Origin of the sequence: Mycobacterium sp. E3198 (assembly GCF_001667015.1) — a bacterium.
In the GTDB taxonomy this organism is placed as follows: Bacteria; Actinomycetota; Actinomycetes; order Mycobacteriales; family Mycobacteriaceae; genus Mycobacterium.
The window spans coordinates 1-987 of record NZ_LZIS01000258.1 but is presented as its reverse complement, the minus strand read 5'-3'; the positions used below and the strand labels follow the sequence as shown (position 1 = coordinate 987).

Genomic DNA, 987 nt, shown 5'->3' with positions numbered 1-987 from the left:
AATATTTGGGCGGCCAATTTGGCGGCCAACCGGGAAAAGGCCATAGCGATCCAGTCCGAAGAGGTCTATGACCGCTATATGCACTATTTGACGGGCTGTGAGGACTTTTTCCTCAAGGGCATCAGCAACGTCGGCCAGTTCACGCTGGCCAAGTAGCCTCGGGCGCGTGCGCCCGGTTACTTCTCACACGTGAACTGGTTGACGTCGGTGTAGCCCTGGCGGAACAGCTTGGCGCAACCCGTCAGGTACTTCATGTAGCGGTCGTAGACCTCTTGGGACTGGATCGCTATGGCCTTTTCCCGGTTGGCCGCCAAATTGGCCGCCCAAATATTGAGGGTGCGCGTGATCTTGAAGCCGACCTCCTCCGCGTGCTCCTCGACCGACGGGATCGTCGGTAGCCAGCCGCCCGGGAAGATCTCGGCCAGGATGAACTGGGTGAAGTGGACCACTTCGTGGGTGAGCGGATTGCCCTGCGCCCTGGCCTCTTTGAACGTGGGACGCGTGATGGTGTGCAGCATCATGACGCCCTCGGCCGGCAGCACCCGGTAGGCCATCTTGAAGAAGTGGCCCCAGCGCTGGCGGCCGAAGTGCTCGAAGGCGCCGATGGAGACGATGCGGTCCACCGGCTCGTCGAACTTCTCCCAGCCCTGCAGCCGGACCTCGACGGTGCGCTCGGTGGGGATAGCGGCCAGCCTCGCCTTGCTGTACTCGAATTGGTTGCGGCTGAGCGTGATTCCGATGACGTTGACATCGAACTTCTCGATCGCCCGTTGCAGCGCTCCGCCCCAGCCGCAGCCGATGTCGAGCAGCGTCATCCCGGGCTCGAGGTTCAGCTTGCCCAGCGCCAGGTCGAACTTGGCGTTCTGCGCCTCCTCGAGGGTCATATCGTCGCGCTCGAAATACGCGCAGGTGTACCCCATCGTCGGGTCTAGGAAGAGCGCGAAGAACTCGTCTGAAACGTCATAGATCGATTGCGACTCTTCGTAA

The 987-nt window shown here is 61.4% G+C and carries 2 protein-coding genes; one reads left to right on the top strand and one right to left on the bottom strand.

Annotation, left to right across the window (positions count from 1 at the left end):
* On the top strand, positions 1-156 hold a 156-nt coding region (locus tag A5673_RS28780; protein WP_197518478.1), incomplete at its 5' end, for a class I SAM-dependent methyltransferase.
* Positions 157-176: 20 nt separating this feature from the next.
* Here A5673_RS28780 and A5673_RS26280 read toward each other — a convergent pair.
* Entirely contained in the window at positions 177-968 is a 792-nt protein-coding gene (locus A5673_RS26280; protein WP_082958972.1) for a cyclopropane mycolic acid synthase family methyltransferase, read from the bottom strand.
* Between the last annotated feature and the right edge of the window lie 19 nt (positions 969-987).